18 protein-coding genes are annotated in these 16,695 nt (G+C 42.4%); 11 read left to right on the forward strand and 7 right to left on the reverse strand.

Translation table 11 applies throughout. The features are described 5' to 3' along the window. Nucleotides 1-328 precede the first annotated feature (328 nt). Nucleotides 329-2,086 (reverse strand): formylglycine-generating enzyme family protein, encoded by a 1,758-nt coding sequence (locus tag C1X04_RS08810; RefSeq protein WP_110572356.1) that lies wholly within the window; start codon nt 2,084-2,086, stop codon nt 329-331. Nucleotides 2,087-2,174: 88 nt separating this feature from the next. On the opposite strand from C1X04_RS08810, the gene C1X04_RS08815 reads away from it, so the two are divergent. Next, complete coding sequence (locus C1X04_RS08815; protein WP_110572358.1) at nt 2,175-2,786, forward strand: tRNA-(ms[2]io[6]A)-hydroxylase; 612 nt, start codon at nt 2,175-2,177, stop codon at nt 2,784-2,786. A 137-nt stretch (nt 2,787-2,923) separates the two neighbouring features. After that, nucleotides 2,924-3,235 (forward strand): hypothetical protein, encoded by a 312-nt coding sequence (locus C1X04_RS08820; protein WP_110572360.1) that lies wholly within the window; start codon nt 2,924-2,926, stop codon nt 3,233-3,235. A gap of 89 nt (nt 3,236-3,324) precedes the next feature. On the opposite strand, the gene C1X04_RS08825 is transcribed toward C1X04_RS08820, so the two are convergent. From C1X04_RS08825 to queC, 4 genes are all read right to left on the reverse strand, one after another. After that, nucleotides 3,325-4,101 (reverse strand): UDP-2,3-diacylglucosamine diphosphatase, encoded by a 777-nt coding sequence (locus C1X04_RS08825; RefSeq protein WP_137169702.1) that lies wholly within the window; start codon nt 4,099-4,101, stop codon nt 3,325-3,327. After that, nucleotides 4,101-4,595, reverse strand: a complete 495-nt coding sequence (locus tag C1X04_RS08830) for a peptidylprolyl isomerase (protein ID WP_110572364.1) — start codon at nt 4,593-4,595, stop codon at nt 4,101-4,103. The genes C1X04_RS08825 and C1X04_RS08830 overlap by 1 nt, the downstream gene beginning before the upstream one ends. 49 nt (nt 4,596-4,644) lie before the next feature. Next, complete coding sequence (gene queE, locus C1X04_RS08835; RefSeq protein WP_137169703.1) at nt 4,645-5,295, reverse strand: 7-carboxy-7-deazaguanine synthase; 651 nt, start codon at nt 5,293-5,295, stop codon at nt 4,645-4,647. A 155-nt stretch (nt 5,296-5,450) separates the two neighbouring features. Next, nucleotides 5,451-6,110, reverse strand: a complete 660-nt coding sequence (gene queC, locus C1X04_RS08840) for a 7-cyano-7-deazaguanine synthase QueC (RefSeq protein WP_137169704.1) — start codon at nt 6,108-6,110, stop codon at nt 5,451-5,453. Between the two features lie 228 nt (nt 6,111-6,338). Between queC and C1X04_RS08845 the strand changes: the two genes are divergently transcribed. From C1X04_RS08845 to cysS, 6 genes are all read left to right on the forward strand, one after another. Continuing rightward, nucleotides 6,339-7,325, forward strand: coding sequence for a bifunctional helix-turn-helix transcriptional regulator/GNAT family N-acetyltransferase (locus C1X04_RS08845; protein ID WP_137169705.1), 987 nt, complete (start codon nt 6,339-6,341; stop codon nt 7,323-7,325). Beyond that, a complete protein-coding gene (locus C1X04_RS18655; RefSeq protein WP_254682369.1) occupies nt 7,322-7,726 on the forward strand; it encodes an AzlC family ABC transporter permease in 405 nt (134 codons plus the stop codon). Before C1X04_RS08845 ends, C1X04_RS18655 begins: the two co-directional genes overlap by 4 nt. A gap of 32 nt (nt 7,727-7,758) precedes the next feature. Continuing rightward, nucleotides 7,759-8,055, forward strand: coding sequence for a hypothetical protein (locus tag C1X04_RS18660; protein ID WP_254682370.1), 297 nt, complete (start codon nt 7,759-7,761; stop codon nt 8,053-8,055). After that, a complete protein-coding gene (locus C1X04_RS08855; protein WP_110572374.1) occupies nt 8,052-8,381 on the forward strand; it encodes an AzlD domain-containing protein in 330 nt (109 codons plus the stop codon). Before C1X04_RS18660 ends, C1X04_RS08855 begins: the two co-directional genes overlap by 4 nt. Before the next feature lie 111 nt (nt 8,382-8,492). Then, a complete protein-coding gene (locus C1X04_RS08860) occupies nt 8,493-10,166 on the forward strand; it encodes a glutamine--tRNA ligase/YqeY domain fusion protein (RefSeq protein ID WP_137169706.1) in 1,674 nt (557 codons plus the stop codon). 4 nt (nt 10,167-10,170) lie between these two features. Continuing rightward, nucleotides 10,171-11,553 carry a cysteine--tRNA ligase gene (gene cysS / locus C1X04_RS08865; RefSeq protein ID WP_137169707.1) on the forward strand — a complete coding sequence of 461 codons (1,383 nt, stop codon included), beginning with the start codon at nt 10,171-10,173 and terminating at the stop codon, nt 11,551-11,553. A gap of 80 nt (nt 11,554-11,633) precedes the next feature. Here the strand turns inward: cysS and C1X04_RS08870 are convergent, their stop codons facing one another. Further along, entirely contained in the window at nt 11,634-12,068 is a 435-nt protein-coding gene (locus C1X04_RS08870) for a universal stress protein (protein ID WP_110572378.1), read from the reverse strand. A gap of 66 nt (nt 12,069-12,134) precedes the next feature. Between C1X04_RS08870 and C1X04_RS08875 the strand changes: the two genes are divergently transcribed. Continuing rightward, nucleotides 12,135-12,629 carry a hypothetical protein gene (locus C1X04_RS08875; RefSeq protein WP_137169708.1) on the forward strand — a complete coding sequence of 165 codons (495 nt, stop codon included), beginning with the start codon at nt 12,135-12,137 and terminating at the stop codon, nt 12,627-12,629. A 25-nt stretch (nt 12,630-12,654) separates the two neighbouring features. On the opposite strand, the gene C1X04_RS08880 is transcribed toward C1X04_RS08875, so the two are convergent. Beyond that, nucleotides 12,655-13,407 (reverse strand): DNA topoisomerase I, encoded by a 753-nt coding sequence (locus C1X04_RS08880; protein ID WP_137169709.1) that lies wholly within the window; start codon nt 13,405-13,407, stop codon nt 12,655-12,657. A 189-nt stretch (nt 13,408-13,596) separates the two neighbouring features. Here C1X04_RS08880 and topA point away from each other — a divergent pair, with 189 nt between their 5' ends. Next, nucleotides 13,597-16,227 (forward strand): type I DNA topoisomerase, encoded by a 2,631-nt coding sequence (gene topA / locus C1X04_RS08885; protein WP_137169710.1) that lies wholly within the window; start codon nt 13,597-13,599, stop codon nt 16,225-16,227. Then, nucleotides 16,224-16,694 (forward strand): DUF6586 family protein, encoded by a 471-nt coding sequence (locus C1X04_RS08890; protein WP_110572385.1) that lies wholly within the window; start codon nt 16,224-16,226, stop codon nt 16,692-16,694. The genes topA and C1X04_RS08890 overlap by 4 nt, the downstream gene beginning before the upstream one ends. Nucleotide 16,695: the final 1 nt, after the last annotated feature.

A 16,695-nucleotide genomic window follows, 5' to 3' on the forward strand; every position in this document is an offset into this window, starting at 1 on the left:
AATTTTCGATAAGTTCTGTGCCAATAATTGAGATCAGGTGAGCGGTATTTGCTCTAGAGAAAATAGTACGTTCAACCTCATTATCTCTCCCTAATTAGCGGTTTTATACAGATCGTTTACAGTAATGAAACAGAAAGACTGCCCGTATTCCTATTTCATTTTTATTACGTTATCTGGCATTACGCTTTAAACGGTGACTTGGCTGAATCAATTCAACCAAGTCGGGAACTTCTAAGACCATTTTTTTGATGTGCTTATTTTATAGAAAAAAAGCACCAAAGAGTTACTGTGGACCATAACAATTTCGAATAGGTGACATTTAGCGGAATTATTCTGATTTAGATAAATCATTTGATTGCTGAATAATCCTAACCACTCTGAATCCCCAATTGCTGGCTTTTAACTCGGGTTCTGCTCGATATCGAGTGGAACTACGACCAACTCTTGGAATATCAAACCATGATCCGCCCCTTAGAACGCGGCTATCACATTGGTTTGCTAGCCAAACTTGGTTTTGGGTTGGGGCGCCTTCATAAGTATCGTGATAGCAGTCTTCAACCCATTCAGCGACGTTTCCGTGCATGTCGAAAAGGCCTAGCGGGTTACTTGCTTGGCTACCAACAGGGGCGGTAGAAACACCATCCCACTGGCTTCCGCAGCTGTCACAAACGCTGTAACCAGCTTTTACTGTATCGCCATACCAGAATGCGGTATTAGAATCGGCTCTGGCTGAGTATTCCCATTCAATTTCAGTGGGTAGGCGGTATTCGGCATTTGTTTCACTGGAAATCCATGCAGTATAAGCTTTGGCATCGTACCAGCTAACGTTGATTACTGGCCTTTGTCCACGTCCCCAGCCATTGTCTGGGGGGAGTGCTCGACCAGTCGCTTTGGCAAATTTGTCGTATTGATTAAAAGTCACTTCATGTTTGCTGATATAAAAGCCACGCGGAATATCCACTTCATGGGCAGGTTTTTCATTGTCATCGCCAATTCGACTTTGATCTCCCATAATAAAGGTGGCCGGAGGAATTTTTTCGACCTTTGGGGCTGTTCCGCCAGATATAAGCGGCTCTTCTAGTACTTGAGGTAATGCCTCAAAAGGGGTTTTTGCCGGCTCTTTTGGTGGTTGAGGTTTGGTAACCGCAATGGTCTCTTCCTCTGGTGGCGTGTTGGTCCAAAAAGCAAATGCAGCAATAATGCTTAACGTTAATATTGATCCTATCGTTAATTTTATGGGCGATAGTGTGCGGATATAACGTTTAACGGCGCGTTTTGTAGGAGAGCTATCACTGACTTCTTGCTTGTAAAGGTTGGCGCGAATAATGCGAATTACTTCAGCTAAGGATTTAGGACGATGGCGTTCACTGTCTCTACACCATTTTAATAAACGTCCCCAAGTCGCATCGCTAAGGTTTGGATGCGTATCTGGAAGCCCTGTGCTGAAATCTTTATCAAGAATAGATTCCCCTAACAAGGTTGCCATTAACAGTCGCATAAAGGCGTATTTATCAGCCGCTTCTGTTCGTTGCTGATCTTTTTTTAGGTACTCTGGAGGGAAAAGGCGGATATCCATTTCACTCTCTTCAATACGCTTCATCCAATTATGAGCGCCAAACCCAGTCATTATGCCTAGGCCATTAACAACATGGATGGAACTTAAGTCAAGATGACCATGGAACAAGCCGTTTCTATGTACTTGATCCAATGCTTTAGCAATATTGTCAAATAAGCTAATCACCACATTGAGTGGAGCACCATCTGGATATTTGCCTAAAAAACTGTATAAGTTCTCACCACCGCACACAGCAGACGTTGAGAATACCCACAAATTAGAATAAAAGGGTGGGTAATTTGGAGTGATGGCAGGATGTTTTACGCTAGCGTATTTACGGGCATTTTGTAAAAAATCTTCTACCTTGCCTTTGCCAGATTGATAAAATCGTAGCACAAAAGGGCGCCCACCCTGATCTGCAACCCATGTCGTTTTGCGACTGTCCACTGGGTAGTTTAAGACGTACGGATCTAGCTCTACGCCAACATGTTGGCCAATTTTTAGTTTCTGAGGGTCATAAAAATCATTCATTACGAATTTGATATCCAAATCAAGACGTTGCTGCCTAAGTGCTTAATACAAGGTATAATCACGTTTTTTAACATAAAAAGGTAGAGTAATGTTATCTGCGTACCCAGAGCTTGTTGAATTTCTTCCATGTGAGTCGCCTAAGGCATGGGTAAATTGGGCACTTGAGAATCAAACTCTATTGCTTAATGATCACGCTCATTGTGAAAAGAAAGCCGCTTCAACGGCTATGAGTTTAATGTATCGTTACGTTGATCGCGACAACCTACTGCATAAAATGTCTCGTTTGGCTCGAGAAGAGTTATTGCACTTTGAACAAGTACATAAAATTATGCGAAAACGCGATGTCGCATATGATCATTTGACGGCCTCACGCTATGCTGAAGGCTTACGTAAGCATATCAGAACTCATGAGCCTGCGCGTTTGGTTGATACCATGATTATAGGCGCTTTTGTTGAAGCGCGTTCCTGCGAGCGCTTTGCCGCACTCGCTCCCCATTTAGACGAAGAGCTGTCGAAGTTTTATATTTCTTTGCTTAAATCTGAAGCGAGACACTTTCAAGATTATCTTGAGCTTGCAAAAGAATATTCTAATGAGCCAATTGATGATCGTGTGGCTTTTTTCCGTGACTTAGAAGAAAAGTTAATTACTGAGCCTGATGAAGAGTTCCGTATGCACAGTGGCCCACCAAGTTTGATGTAAATTACAAAATGCCACAATCTTTAAAGACTTCTTCTGGTGACTTTTGAGTAGGGTGCTACACTCATAGAAAGGTCCATGTTTGATCCTTGAATCTGCAAGGGCCTCAGAATATTACTCTTGAGATTCTGGAGGATATAATGAGCATACATAAGAGTGAAACTCTACCAGATGTGACACATTGGCTTGCATTAGAGATTGCGAAAGTTGATCCTGTTGTCGACTTGGATGCTATGTATAAAGGGTCTTTAGAGTTGGATTTTTTATACCAGCTACTTACGTGTAAGGCTCAGCAGCATTGGTGGCAAGAACATGGCATTCAATTGAGCCCTGTGATCGTGAATAATGCATTTTTCCGCGCAGTGGCAATGCTTCATAACCGTAGCATTGAATTTAATCGTTCGCGTAATAGAGAAGAAACAGTTTGGGTTCGTGAGCTCTTGAAGCGCTAGGTATTTATAGAATATGCAAAAAAAGCCAGCTTATGCTGGCTTTCGTTATAATGGCTAAAAGCCTATGAACCTACACGCTATGGTCCCACTTAATAAAGTGATTCTCTGTGTACTTCCTTTAGGCTAAGTAATCCTTTTTGCTCAAAGTCTTCCACGCTTGCGTTCGATTGAGTGTATGTTTTACCTTCAATACTTGCCAGCCAAATACACTTATCCCAGTCACCTAGCACACAACGCAAATGTTGATCATCTTTATGAATATCTGGACGATGTGTGTGTCCATGTATTAGGCTTTTACAATGATGTTGATTTAAAGATTCAGCAACCGCTGATGGTGTGACATCCATGATTTCCAGAGATTTTTCGGTCGCCATAGACTTGCTGTCATTGCGAAGCTGAGCCGCCAACGCGATACGCTGTTCAATTGGCATCGCTAATATGTGTTGTTGCCATTCGCTAGAGCGCACGGTTTTTCTAAACGCTTGATATTCTGTGTCATCCAAGCAATATTCATCGCCATGTGTTAGCAGCACAACACAATCTTCAAGAGCCAGTTTGGTCTGTTCATGAATAAGCGTCGCGCCAACACGATCTATCCAAGCTTTGCCAATTAAGAAATCTCGGTTGCCGTGTAAGAAATACAGAGAGATCCCTGACTTCGATACTCTTGCTAAGGCGTTTTCTATCTGAGTATTCCAGTCTGCCTGAAAATCGTCCCCGATCCATGCTTCGTAGAAGTCTCCCAGTATATATAGCTCTGCCTTTTCATTGCGTGCGATAAGCTCTTCGGTCATTTGTACAAACGCCCGGATAAGATCCGGGCGTTTGTGGCTCAGGTGTAAATCTGAAATAAAATAACGAATCATTATTTTACTAGTTCAGCACTTTCAATGATCACATCTTCAACAGGAACATCTTGGTGTCCTGATTTCATTGTTGTTTTCACTTCTTTGATCTTATTAACGATATCCATACCCGCAGTCACTTTACCAAATACCGCGTAGCCCCAACCATCTGGTGTTTTACTACGGTGATTTAGGAAGCTGTTATCTGCTACGTTGATGAAAAACTGCGCTGATGCAGAGTGTGGGTCCATTGTACGAGCCATCGCCAATGTGCCTACTTCATTTTTAAGGCCGTTGTCAGCTTCGTTTTCGATTGCTGTGCGAGTTTCTTTTTGAGTCATTCCTGGCTCAAAGCCACCGCCTTGAACCATGAAACCATTAATGACACGGTGAAAGATTACGCCATCGTAAAAACCTGAAGTCACATAGTCTTCAAAGTTTTTCGCTGTTTTAGGTGCTTTTTCGTAATCTAGCTCAACGTGAATGTCACCGTGGTTTGTATGTAAAATGATCATTTAAGTTTCCTTATAAAGTTAACGCGGTAATGTAAAAATGAGATCATGCTTAATCAATGTTGAGCATTTTATGTGTTTGTAAGCTAAGACGCCACCGTGGATGTGATAAACAATAGTGCAAAGTGGCTTGTTGAGTATCAATCAGTGGAATTTGATTCGCGGTTAAATGGCTTTGATCCATAGGTTGTAGGTAGAAATGCTGAAAATCTAGATCTTCAAATAAATCAGGCGAGAGATGGGACTGTGGATACACTAGCTTAATTTCGTTGCCTTTGCTTACCACTAAAGGTTTTGTGGTTTTTGGGCTAACGCATACCCAATCAATACCGTCAGGAAGAGGCAGAGTGCCATTGGTTTCAATAGCAATAGTGTAGCCGTGCTGTTTCATTTCAATAATGAGTTTTTCGTCAAGTTGAAGTGCTGGCTCGCCGCCAGTAAAAACAACGTATTTGTGTCCTTGGCCAGCAGGCCAAAGTGCATCGATATGGGCGCGCAGTTGTTGGGCCGTTTGGAATTTCCCACCATGTTGGCCATCTGTGCCTATAAAATCAGTGTCACAAAATTGGCACTCGGATTTGGCGCGTGTTTTTTCTAAACCAGACCACAAATTACAGCCGGTAAAACGACAAAATAGAGCAGGGCGTCCAGCATGGGCGCCTTCGCCTTGTAATGAATAAAAGGCTTCTTTAATTGAGTACATTGGTTATACCTGTTACATCTCGAAAAACAGTCGAGGCAAGGGTTATAACTTTAGTTAATCATTTGATAGCGTATTGGTCATTTGTGGAACAAAAGCCAATGGGCACTAAAATAAACACACTAAAATCAGAATAAGTTAATTGTTTAACTCGGTGGTTAAACTTCGTAATCCAATGGATCAGTCGTACCTTGCTGCGCAAACGCTTCTAAACGTTCATAGCAAGCGCCACATTTTCCACAAGACTTTTCACGGCCATTGTAACAAGTCCATGTATTGGCGTAGTTAAGATTCATCTCTAATCCGGCTTTTAAAATTTCACCCTTAGAAGAATGTAAAAATGGTGTGACGATTTCTACAGACTGATAATTGGCGATTTTAGACACCGCATTCATCGCTTCTACAAATTCCGGACGGCAATCAGGATAAATATGATGGTCACCTGAATGAGCACCGTAATAAACCTTTCCAGCTTCTAGGGAAACGGCATAAGCAATCGCCATAGAAAGTAAAACCATATTACGGTTAGGGACAACGGTGGACTTCATGTTGTCGTCTTCATAATGCCCTTCTGGAATTTCTGCATCGCTGGTGAGTGATGAGTTTGCCATTAAGCTATTAATTGCCGTGATATCGACAACTTTATGTGTCACCCCTAATTCATTACAGACACGTGCAGCAACTTCCAGTTCCTTACTGTGCTTTTGTCCATAGTTAAAGGATAAAGCATAAACATCCAGTCCGTTTTGAATGGCAGTGTTCAAAACAGTAAATGAATCCATTCCTCCTGAATACACAACGACGGCTTTTTCAGACATCTTTTGGCTCCTCAAATTAAGCTTTTATATTACTGAAAAGATCACAGTAATTAGGCGAGGGTTGATAAAACTCGGAGTATAGCAGACAGGCAAACGCTTAAACTAGAAATCATAGAGGAAACAAGGCTTGAAACCGTTAGAGGATTACGATATTTTTATATTCGTAACTGGTTACCTAATTTTATGTGACCTTTCATTATTGTTAAATTTTAATTTCCTAGGAACAACATGGAACAGTTCGGAGTGCTGACACTTGGCAGTCGCCTAAAGCGATTAAGTGATCATTTATTCATGCAAGTGCAAGAAATATATTCTCAATGCGAGATACCCATTTCGGCAACCTTTTTCCCTATTCTTAGGCTGTTACAGAAAACCGGGAGCCTATCTGTGATGGAAATAGCTGACAGCTTGAATCTGAGTCATCCGGCGGTGAGCAAGCAGACCACTAAGATGATCAAAGAGGGGTTGCTGGAGAAAACAGTGGATGAGCAAGATCAGCGAAGATCCTCCTTGCGCCTTTCTAACTCTGGCCTAAGTGCTATGCAGCGCGTTGAGCCTGTTTTACAAGAAATGAAAATTATCTTGGAAAGAATGTTGGACTTTTCCAGTGAAAATTTTATGGAGGGTCTGACGTGCCTAGAATCCCATATCTTAAGTGGAAGTAGCTTGGCGGATAAAGTGCTGGATCGTTTAGAGTCTATCGAGATAGTGCCGATGGAAAGCCAGCATGAGCAAGCATTTTACGATCTAAATATGGCTTGGCTTGAACGTTATTTTCCAGAGCAGATTACAGAGAAAGACCGAGTTCAGTTAAGTAATCCGCAAGAAAGAATTATTTCAGAAGGTGGTATGGTTTGGGTGGCGATTCGCAAAACAAAATCGGTTGACTCAGTTGTTGGGACCATTGCTTTTGCGCCTACTGAGGGCTTTGGTGCAGACAATAAAAGAGCTGAAGTCTTCAAGCTTTCAGTCGCTGAGCACGCTCAAGGCAAAGGGATTGCTCAACGTTTGTTGTCTGCTGCGATTGGTTTTTCTGCTCAGCAAGGCTTTTCAGTGTTATCGCTAGAAACATCATCGATTTTAAAGTCAGCAAGATGCCTTTATGACAAAAACGGTTTTATTGAAAAAGCATTTCCAAACCCTTCTTTATACGAGAGAGCAGATGTGTATATGGAAAAAACATTAACCTTAACAAAAAGCCGAGATATGTCATGAATACTTTGCAGCATATGCGCCGTGGTTCTGTCGCATCGATCCCAATGATTATTGGTGGTATACCCTTTGGGTTGTTGTTTGGCTCGTTGGCGTCCAGTTACGGATTAAGCCCTTGGTTCGCCATTGCTATGTCGGCCTTTGTATTTGCCGGTTCCGCGCAGTTTGTTGCGCTTGGCTTGATTGCCCTGCACGCGCCTATTTGGGTCATTGTTTCGACAACCTTTATTGTTAATTTGCGCCATCTTTTGTACGCCGCGGATATGGTTAAGTTTGTGAAACACTTACCCATGTCGATGAGAATTATCATGGGCTTTGGGTTAATCGATGAAACGTATGCCGCTGTTCGCCCCATGTATGAAGTAGGTTCAGCGAATGAAAAAATGGACATAAAGTCTACATAGGTTCGTTTCTGTCGTTTTATGTCATGTGGAATATGACCACCATTTTAGGGGTTCTGTCTGGTGAACTCATTCCTGGCATGAGTGAATGGGGATTGGAATTTGCAATGGTGGCAACCTTTATTGGCATTATCACGCCATATTTAAAACACAAAGCATTTTGGTTGTGTCTATTAAGTGCTGGAGCGTCTTCAATCATTTTGTTTGATTTGCCGAATAATTTGGGGCTTTTGGTTTCTGCAATCATTGGTGTGGTAATGGGGTTTGTGAGCGACTCTTCGAGTAAAACGGTTTCAGAAATAGATGATAGTATGCAAGAGGCGAGCAAATGAATTTATGGCAAGGTGTTCTCATTATTTTTGGTATGTTTGCTGTGACCTTTGGTGTGCGGTTTGTACTCTTTGCCCGTGCTGACAAAGTCGTGATGCCTGCTTATATTGAAAAGGCACTGAAATTTGTACCGGTTGCTGTACTAACCGCCATCATTACCCCGATGGCTTTAATGCCAGATAGTAAGTTAGATCTCACATTGACCAATCCTTGGTTGCTAGGTTCTCTTGCTGCTTTTGTCGTCGGGATTTGGCGACAACAGCAACTGTTGACCATTCTAGTGGGCGTTTTGGTTTTCTTTGTAGCGAAATATGGTTTTTCTTTATAAAAAAGAGAAAAGATTTTCTGCCCAATATCCCATGCAAACCTAAATACTATATACTTGGCGGTCAAAGTAACAATATTGTTAGATCAACACTTATCGGGACTTACATCAAACATGTCAGAAACGTCTAAACCAGGTAATTTTATTACCCAAATCATTGATAAAGATAACGAATCAGGCAAGCATGGCGGTAAGGTTCTTACTCGCTTTCCTCCTGAACCAAATGGCTACTTACACATTGGCCATGCTAAATCTATTTGCCTTAATTTTGGCTTAGCGCAGCGTTACAACGGTCAATGTAATCTACGTTTCGATGACACTAACCCAGAAAAGGAAAGTGTTGAATACATCGAATCTATTAAGCGTGATGTTGAATGGCTTGGTTTCGAATGGAAAGGCGAACCTAAGTTTGCTTCAGACTATTTTGATCAGTTATTTGATTTTGCAAAGCAGTTAATTAAGCTAGGTAAAGCTTACGTATGCGAACTTAATGCTGAACAAATGCGCGAATACCGTGGCACATTAAAAGAGCCAGGTAAGAATAGCCCCTACCGTGATCGTACCGTTGAAGAAAACATGACCATTTTTATGGATATGAAAAACGGCAAGTACAAAGATGGCGAAGTGGTTTTACGCGCCAAAATTGATATGGCGAGCCCAAATATTAATATGCGTGACCCAATCATCTATCGAGTGCGCCATGTACACCATCACCAAACTGGTGATAAATGGTGCGTATATCCGATGTATGACTTCACTCACTGCTTGTCCGATGCGCTGGAAAATATTACGCATTCTGTTTGTACGCTGGAGTTCCAAGATCATCGTCCATTGTACGACTGGGTGCTAGATACCTTGAAGACAGCGCATCCGCAGCAAATTGAATTTGCTCGTTTGAACTTGAACTACACGGTGACCAGTAAACGTAAATTGAAACAGCTAGTGGATGAGAAGCACGTTCATGGCTGGGATGACCCTCGTATGCCAACGATTTCGGGCTTGCGTCGTCGCGGTTATACCGCACGGTCTATCCGCAATTTCTGTGAGCGCATTGGTGTAACCAAGTCTGACAGTGTTGTTGATGTTGGTATGCTTGAGCACGCTATTCGCGAAGATTTGGATGCGAGTGCAAATCGTGCCATGGTTGTGCTAAATCCTATTAAGGTGACTTTGACCAACTACCCGGTAGACAAAGAAGAAATTTTCAGTGTTGGCAACCATCCGAAAAACGAAGAAGCGGGTACTCGTGAAGTACCATTCAGTAAAGAGCTGTACATAGATGCTGCCGATTTTGCTGAAGTGCCACCTCGCAAATGGAAACGTTTGACACTGGATGGTGCTGTTCGTCTTCGTGGTGGCTACGTCATTATTTGTGATGAAGCAATTAAGAATGAAGCGGGTGAGGTGGTAGAACTCTTATGTCGCTACGATGAGAAAACACTTGGTGTAAACCCAGAAGACTACAAACCAAAAGGTGTTATTCATTGGGTAAGCGCTAAGCATGCTGTAGACGCGACCGTGAATCTTTATGATCGCTTGTTCGTCAATGAGGCGCCGGATGCCAATTATGAAGATAAAACCTTCTTGGACTTTATTAACCCTGAATCGTTAACGGTTTTGACAAACGCGAAGGCTGAGCCTTCTTTGTTGGACGCTGAAAAAGGTCAAGGTTTCCAGTTCGAGCGTGAAGGTTACTTCTGTCGCGACTTGAAAGAAGACGGTATGGTATTCAACCGCACTGTGACGTTACGTGATTCTTGGGCGAAAATCGAAGCAAAAGGAAATTAAGCGCATGTTGAAGATTTACAACACCCTTAGCGGGAAGAAAGAAATTTTCAAGCCAATTGAAGAAGGCAAAGTGGGAATGTATGTCTGTGGCAACACGGTTTACGACTTCTGTCATATTGGCCATGCTCGCGCGATGATTTCCTTTGATATTATTTCGCGTTTTATTCGTCATCTAGGTTACGAACTTAATTACGTTCGTAACATTACCGATGTTGACGATAAAATCATCAAGCGCGCTGAAGAAAACAATGAATCAACTCAGTCTCTGACTGAGCGAATGATTGCGGCACAACGCGAAGATGAGCTGCGCCTTGGTAATAAAATGCCGGACCGCGAGCCAAAAGCCACCGAATTCATGCAAGAAATTATTGATATGGTGCAAATCCTTATTGATAAAGGTTTTGCCTATCAAGGGACTTCTGGTGATGTTTACTATCGAGCTACTAAATTTAAGGAGTACGGTAAATTAAACAACCGTAAACTTGAAGATATGTTAGCTGGTGCACGTATTGACGTGGAAGTGGCCAAAGAGCACCCTGCGGATTTTGTTTTGTGGAAGCAGGCAAAAGCGGGTGAGGTATCATGGTCTTCGCCTTGGGGAGAAGGTCGTCCTGGTTGGCATATTGAATGTTCTGCGATGTCGACAAACTGCCTTGGTAGTCATTTTGATATTCATGGTGGTGGTCCGGATCTTAAATTTCCACATCATGAAAATGAAATTGCTCAGTCAGAAGCGGCGACGGGTAAGGACTATGTTAATTATTGGATGCACTGTGGTGCCGTTCGCGTTAATAATGAAAAAATGTCTAAGTCGTTAGGCAACTTTTTCACTGTACGTGATGTGTTGGCTAAGTTTAACCCTGAAGTAGTTCGCTATTTGATGGTTTCAAGCCAATACCGCAGTGCGATTGATTATTCGGATCAAAGTTTGTCGGAAGCCAAAGTCGCTCTAGAGCGTCTTTATACAGCGTTGCGTCAGCAGCCAGTTGCTGAGTCATTTGAGCCAACGGCTTTCACTGAGCGCTTTGAAGAAGCCATGAAAGACGACTTTAACACGGCCGTTGCTGTTTCTGTATTATTTGAGCTTGTTCGCGAGCTAAACAAGGCAAAAACAGAAGATGCGGATAAAGCATCTGCATTGGCTGCAGAGTTGCGTGCTTTGGCAGAGTTGCTTGGTTTGCTTTACCAAGATCCGGAATACTTTCTGCAAAATAGCACAGTATCTGAAGGCTTAAACGAAGCTGCGATTCAAGCTTTGATCGACGAAAGAACGCAAGCACGCAAAGATAAAAACTTTGCGCGCAGTGATGAAATTCGTGATGAATTGGCTAGTCAAGGAATCGAGCTATTGGATAGCCGTGAAGGAACGACTTGGACGAGAAGCTAAAATTGTTCGCGTCATCCATTAAAAAGGCGATGTTATAATAAACATCGCCTTTTTGTTGTTTTGCTGAATTGTTTCTTAGATTAGTCTTTTACGACTTTAACCGCTAAAACATCGCAAGGTGCACCGTGAAGAACACCGTTTGCCGTAGAACCTAGAAGTAGGGCGAGTCCATGGCGGCCATGGCTACCAACGACAATTAAGTCCGCTTTCTTTTCTTCGGCGATGCGGTGTATTTCACTCTCTATCCCGCCTTGAGAAATGCAGCTTTCTTGTACAGGCACATCCAATTGAGCTTCAAGAATGGAAATGCGCTCTTTTGCCGTCTCTTGCAGCTGCGCTTGGATATCTGTGATATCTATTGGAACATCACCACCATAGGCGTAATTGAGTGATTCAATGACGTGAAGTATGGTAAGTTCTGCGCCAGTAGCTTTGCACAGTGCAACAGCCTTATTTGCTACCTTGATACTTTCATCTGTTAGATCAACAGCGAGTAGAATTCTGTTGTACATCATAGAACACCTCCAAATTTAGCTCGATTTACTAATTTTAGTTTAAAACTTAGAGAGACACTTTAAATTATGACTGCTCTTATCGTTATTTTTATTACATTGTCATTAATGGGTTCGGCACTGTGGATTATGCCTCCAAAAAAAGAGCGCCAGCGAATGAGCCTACGTATGCAGGCGCGAAAGCTTGGTATTACCGTCCAGCTTACATCAATTGACCTTCCTGACAAGTGGGATAAATCAAAAAATCGGCAAAAAACAGTAGCTTATTCTCATTATCGCCTAAAGCCGCTTGCTACTTTGCCAGAAACCATTTGGATATTACCGTTTGAAGTTTGGAAGTTTCACGCTATTACAGAGGGCTGGTGGGCAAGCGAGTCATTTCAATTGGACGAAAAGGCGTTAAATATTTTAAAAAAATATTCATCAATACTTTCAGCCATAAAAATTACGGCGGACGGGGTTTTTTGTTATTGGGATGAAAGTGGGGATGAAGCGATATTAAATGAGTTGTTTGAGCTTATTACGGCATTGGAAAAAATTCGTAGTGTCACTCATCAAAAATGACACTACTTTACTGTGTTGATTATGCTCAGCTGTCTTTTGGCACTTCTAAATTATGCAATAACTCAGACAGCACTTCTTCTGGGTTCTCGCTTTCTTTCATTGCGGCTATTTGAGGAGAGAGAATTTCCTTCATTCTGTCTGTAATAAAGTTTTTTAAGGCGTTTTTTTCCGGACGTTCTGTTTCATCGGACTTTATATGAGACAAAATGACACCATAAAGGGTTTGTGCAACACGCATGTCACCACTGGCAAAGTTTTTGTTTGCTTGCACCATTTGGCGATTAACTTGAACCCATAGGTTAAGCCAGCGCAGGTACTCATAACATGCTTGGTAATGGGAGTGACTAATGCGGCCTTTACGGCGTAAATACAGTAGCATTTTTGCTAACTTGGTTAATCTTTCTTTGTAGTTTGATTTTTCTTGGAAGCTAAAAAGCTCTGGCTCAGGGTTAAATGTGAGCGGCTCGTTTTCTCGGTTTTCTTCGGCGGTCGCGATGCGGATTTCAATTTTCTCTGGATCATCTGTGTATTGCAGAAGTTCTCGAAGTGTGTCTAGATAGAAATCATATAGCACATCGGTGGCAATGTTATCTGTATTGATATCCTTTAATCCCCGAATGTGCTGCTCAACGCGATCGGCTCTATTGGACAGCTGAAGTTGTTTGACACGACGTTCAGTTATTTCTTTTTCTTTCTGATGGGCGCGCGATCCTATTACTACAGACAAAAGTACAATGATGATCAAAAATGCAATTGTTAAAATTTGAAGGGTAGCCATGATTGTCCTTAAGCAATGAATTCAGTATGTTAAATAAGAAATACTAAGTTCAACAAGATTTAATGTGTGAAACAATACAGGGATCGCTTGTCATATAAAAGATGTTTACTTAATATCAGCGCCCCTAGAGATGAAACTTCGTGCAACGTGGATTTGCAGACCTACTTTATAAAAGGCTTACACAGTTCAATGGGAAAATCACTGGTTATTGTGGAATCGCCCGCTAAGGCGAAAACCATCAACAAATACTTGGGTAATGACTTTGTCGTCAAATCGAGTGTCGGGCACATTCGAGACTTACCAACAGGTACAACGGCTACCTCTACACCTCAAGAGCGTGCAAAGCAGGCTGCTTTGACGCGAAAAATGAGCCCAGAAGAAAAGCTTGCTTATAAAAGTAAAAAATCGCGTACGCAATTGATTTCCAGAATGGGCGTTGATCCAGAAAATAATTGGAAAGCTCACTACGAAATATTGCCAGGCAAAGAAAAAGTAGTCGATGAATTAAAACGCCTAGCTAAAAATGCTGACACCATCTATCTCGCAACCGATTTGGATAGAGAGGGTGAGGCTATTGCTTGGCACTTGCGAGAAGCAATTGGCGGTGATGACAGCCGGTACAAGCGAGTCGTCTTTAACGAGATTACGAAAAAAGCCATTAAAGCTGCTTTTGAAACGCCATCTGAACTTGATATGAATCGCGTGAATGCTCAGCAAGCTCGTCGTTTCTTAGACCGAGTTGTTGGTTTTATGGTGTCTCCGCTGCTTTGGTCAAAAGTAGCAAGAGGTTTGTCGGCAGGGCGTGTGCAGTCTGTCGCAGTGCGTTTGATTGTTGAGCGTGAAAAAGAAATTCGTGCGTTTGTTCCTGATGAATTTTGGGAGTTGGATGCGATGCTTTCAACGCCTTCAAAGGATGTCATTAAGTTCGAAGCCACAAAGTATCAAAATAAAGAATACCGACCCGTTAATAAAGCGCAATCCGATGAGCATGTTGCTCGTCTTGATAATGCAAAATACTTAGTAAGCAGTCGAGAAGATAAGCCAACGAGCAGTAAGCCGTCAGCCCCTTTTATTACCTCAACTCTTCAGCAGGCGGCCAGTACGCGTCTGGGTTATGGTGTTAAAAAGACTATGATGCTCGCTCAGCGCTTGTATGAAGGTGGTTACATCACCTATATGCGTACAGACTCGACCAATTTAAGTGTCGATGCTGTAGAAGCGCTTAGAGGCTATATCGCTTCTAATTTTGGCGATGCGTATTTGCCTGCAGAACCTATTCGTTATAGCAGTAAAGAAGGCGCACAAGAGGCTCACGAAGCCATTCGTCCTTCCGATGTAAATGTGCGCGTTGATGATTTGCTTGGCATGGAAAAAGACGCGCATCGTTTATATGACTTGATTCGTAGTCAGTTTATGGCATGTCAAATGACGCCAGCTGAATACACCTCTACCACAATTACAGTGACCTCTGGTGACTATGAGTTTAAAGCTAAAGGTCGTATTTTGCGCTTTGATGGTTACACTCGGGCCATGCAAACCGTTGCAAAGAAAGGCGAAGATAACACTTTGCCAGATGTGGGTGAGGGTGAATATTTAACTCTTAAAGAGTTATTACCTGAGCAGCACTTTACTAAACCGGTGGCGCGCTTTAGCGAAGCAAGTTTGGTTAAAGAGCTTGAAAAGCGTGGTATTGGTCGACCTTCTACTTACGCCTCTATCATTTCAACGATTCAAGATCGTGGTTATGTGCGCGTTGAGAATCGTCGCTTTTATGCAGAGAAAATGGGTGACATAGTCACAGAGCGCCTAGTCGATAGCTTCAATTCGTTGATGAATTTCAGTTTTACTGCGCAAATGGAAGAGCAACTAGATGATATCGCTGAAGGTCATAAAGATTGGATAAAGACGCTTAATGCGTTTTATAACGACTTTAGTTCTGTGCTTGCTAAAGCTGAATCGCCTGACGGCGGTATGATGCTAAATGAGCCAACACCGACAGACATCGAATGCCCAACTTGTTCCCGTCCGATGCAAATTCGTACAGCAAGTACCGGTGTTTTTATGTCTTGTTCCGGCTATGCGTTGCCTCCAAAAGAACGTTGTAAAGCAACGATCAACCTCATCCGTGGTGATGAAGCCGTTGCCATTGATGACGAGGAAGGTGAATCTAAAGCGCTGATCAATAAGCATCGCTGTAAGATTTGTGGGTCAGCGATGGATAGCTACCTAATGGACGAAAGCCGTAAGCTTCATGTTTGTGGTAATAACCCTGCGTGTTCAGGTTATGAAGTCGAAACTGGAACCTTTAAAATTAAAGGTTATGATGGTCCTACGCTTGAATGTGACAAGTGTGGTTCCGAAATGCAGCTAAAAACAGGCCGTTTTGGCAAATATTTTGGCTGTACAAATGAAGAGTGTAAAAACACTCGTAAACTATTAAAAAATGGTGAAGCTGCACCGCCGAAGATGGATCCTGTGCCGATGCCTGATTTGGCATGTCAGAAAGTAGAAGACCATTATGTGCTTCGTGATGGCGCAACGGGCTTGTTCCTTGCGGCTAGTCAGTTCCCTCGTAAACGAGAAACTAGAGCACCTTTGGTTAAAGAACTGCTTCCTTATATGGACCAAATTGATCCTAAATACCATTTCTTTGCTAAGGCGCCTGTAGAGGATCCCGAAGGTCGTCCTGCTATTATTCGTTATAGCCGTAAGACTAAAGAGCAATATGTTATGACGGAGAACGAAGAGGGCAAGCCTACAGGTTGGAAAGCATTTTTTGTTGGCTCTAAATGGGTTGTTGAGGAAGGTAAGAAGAAATGAGTGTTGCCAGTCTAGCGAGCCTTACGAATCAAAAATTAGATACTGCAAGACGATTTATTCAACAAAGTCAGCAAAGCGAAGAGAGCTGGTTGAGTGTTGGGCTTGAAAGCTCCGCTCTTTTCCAGATAAGAAGCGCATTAAATGGTTTGTTGAAAGAAGTGTCTTTAGCGTATTCATTATCTGGTTCGCTGGATGTGGCAAAATTATTGACAGAGTCTGAGTCTAAGCAAATTGTTGTGCCGGTTTTATCTGAACTGGCTGATTTGCTAACGCGGAAAGATTCTTGGTTTTTTCAGCTAGATCAAGCTTATTTAGCTCAGTTTGAATGTAAAGGCTTAGCTTCGTCGGCAGTCCAAGGAGATAACTTGATCGGTCGAGGAAGTGATGCGGGCGCATCAGTGAGTTACTATTTAGCTAAGTTGGTTGAATTAGTGTTACGTTTTAGAGAAGAGTCATCAGAGTATTGAA

The organism is Marinomonas sp. FW-1, assembly GCF_005222245.1.
In the GTDB taxonomy this organism is placed as follows: Bacteria; Pseudomonadota; Gammaproteobacteria; order Pseudomonadales; family Marinomonadaceae; genus Marinomonas; species Marinomonas alcarazii.